This window comes from Pedobacter sp. 01N416 (genome assembly GCF_056399685.1).
Window position 1 is genome coordinate 1 of sequence record NZ_JBFTRT010000706.1, and the last position, 2,295, is coordinate 2,295.

At 42.7% G+C, this 2,295-nt stretch carries 3 protein-coding genes; 2 read left to right on the forward strand and 1 reads right to left on the reverse strand.

Annotated features, from left to right (window positions below):
- Positions 1 to 291 precede the first annotated feature (291 nt).
- Positions 292 to 441: a hypothetical protein gene (locus AC1DND_RS26110; RefSeq protein ID WP_477585539.1), complete on the reverse strand. Its 150-nt coding sequence runs from the start codon at positions 439 to 441 to the stop codon at positions 292 to 294.
- A 173-nt stretch (positions 442 to 614) separates the two neighbouring features.
- On the opposite strand from AC1DND_RS26110, the gene AC1DND_RS26115 reads away from it, so the two are divergent.
- Together AC1DND_RS26115 and AC1DND_RS26120 are read left to right on the forward strand one after the other, a co-directional pair.
- Positions 615 to 1,052: a plasmid mobilization protein gene (locus AC1DND_RS26115; RefSeq protein WP_477585541.1), complete on the forward strand. Its 438-nt coding sequence runs from the start codon at positions 615 to 617 to the stop codon at positions 1,050 to 1,052.
- The gene (locus AC1DND_RS26120; protein ID WP_477585542.1) at positions 1,007 to 2,254 is read left to right on the forward strand and encodes a relaxase/mobilization nuclease domain-containing protein; all 1,248 of its coding nucleotides are present in this window, start codon (positions 1,007 to 1,009) and stop codon (positions 2,252 to 2,254) included. Before AC1DND_RS26115 ends, AC1DND_RS26120 begins: the two co-directional genes overlap by 46 nt.
- The last annotated feature ends 41 nt before the right edge of the window (positions 2,255 to 2,295 follow it).

Below are 2,295 nucleotides of genomic sequence, written 5' to 3' on the forward strand. Positions count from 1 at the left end.
CGACCAATGCTTCTGCCGAATCATTCAATGCAAAGATTAAAGCGTTTAGATCCCAATTTCGTGGCGTGAAATGCGTAAAGTTTTTCCTATACAGGCTAACTCAATTGTATGCTTAAAAATGACTACTCCACAACTTTTGGTATTGATCCTTTTAAATTTAACTCATGAAAAGATGCTATTCCATGCGAAAAGAACAAAAACATAATAGCTTTTAAGAAATGATAAGGCGTGTTTATAAATTATTTTCCCAAGCTCGGTTGCATTGGTTTTTCGTTCCCCAATCTTTGAATATCAAAAATATTCAAGATGAAAAGTACCAAGAGCAAAACCATTAACGGCAGAATATTCCACGGCAGGCCACACCTCAAAATCAAACGCATCAAGGTGAATCCCCGTCACCGGATCAGGCAAGCGCTCAGGACCTGTTTGCCTTTCTTTCATCTCAGATCCCAAACTCAGGAAGAACAATAGCTAATCAATAAATACGTGTCGTTAAGGTGCTTTTTGGCAAACGCGGGTTCGCAGCAAGATGGATTTTTGTGGGACAAAAATATCTTGCCATCCTAACGGCTGGAGGCTTACTCGGAACTCGTAAGCCTTAAAGCGACAATAAAATGCCAAGACCCAAGATCAAAAAAGAGGAAGAAAAACTCAAACATTACATCCGCATCAGGGTAGACGAACAGACCCTCAAGAGGCTAAATAAAATGCAAAAAAGTAGTGACTGCAAGGGGCTTTCACAACTGGCTCGAAAGATACTAATGCAGGAGCCCGTACAGATTTTTCACAGGGATATTTCCATGAACGGGCCGATGGAAGAACTGGCCATGATCAGAAAAGAAATCAGGTACATTGGCATCAACATCAACCAGCAGACCTACCATTTTCACACCAGCCAGAGCAAAGCTGCAAGGATGTTTTATGTGGAGCGGACAAAAGAATTATATGAAAAGATCGAAATCAAAATTGAACGCTTACTGGAGATCACCGATAAACTAGCGCATAAGTGGTTGCAAAAATCGTCAGCGGAAAAAACATCAGGGGGATCCTGATCTATAACGAGAATAAGGTCGAAAAGGGAGAAGCGATACTTTTTATGGCCAGTGCTTTTGCTGGGGATATCGATAAACTTAAGCTGGTGCAAAAAGCAGAGCGTTTTAACAAACGCACGATGCTGAACCCATCGGTCAAAACCAATGCGCTGCACATTACATTGAATTTCCACCCATCGGACCAATTGGACAGCGAAAAGCTACAGCGCATTGTTTCAGAGTACATGGAGCAGATCGGTTTTGGCGAACAACCCTTTCTGGTGTACCTGCATGAGGATACCCACCATCCGCATGTACATATCGGCACAACCAATATCAGACCAGATGGCAGCAGGATCGACATCCACGGCATCGGTTATAGACGCTCGGAACAGGCAAGGAAGTCCATTGAGCAGAAATATAACCTGAAGGTTGCTGGGGGCAGGTCGCTGGATAACTCCCCAAAGATAAAACCAGCGGTTTATGGGGAAGGCCCAACGAAAAAGACCATCAGTAATATCGTTACCGCGGTGATGAAGCAGTATAGGTACAGCTCTTTTCCTGAGTTCAATGCGGCATTAAAGGCTTTTAATATTACCGCGGATAGGGGAGCGGAAGATTCGGTGATGTACCAGAAACGCGGTCTGATTTATTCTATTCTGGATGATAATGGAAATAAAATTGGCATTCCGTTAAAGGCGAGTGCAATGTATGCTCGACCAACCTTTGATAATATTGAAAAGCGCTTTGATAAAAACACAAGAGACCGGAAAATTTTTAGAGAAGCGTTAAAGGATAAGATCGATTGGCTATTTGACGGTTACCAGTCCATCACGAAAACAGGTTTTGAGTTGGCTTTAAAAGAGATTGGAGTGACCGCTGATTTTAGAAGAAATCAGCAGGGAAGGATTTATGGGGTCACTTTTATTGACCATGGCACAAAATCGGTATTCAACGGCAGTGACCTTGGAAAGGTCTATAGTGCGGCTTCACTCCTAAGGGCTTTCGGAGATCGTGACATTCCGGTAGCACAGCTCGGTAAAACCTGGAGGAAAATGCCACGCAAACATTTTATTTATAACGATAGCACTGAAAAAAGTCATTTAGAAATGCCTCAAAAGACAGGTTACCTCGATATGGTACTATCCAGATCCGACCAGGGCTTTATGCAGCCGACAGTTAAAAAGAAAAAACGCAGGAAAAAACTACAGCAACATTTATAATTGATGAATACAGGGGAAGATACGCAGGGGCTGCGCAAGAT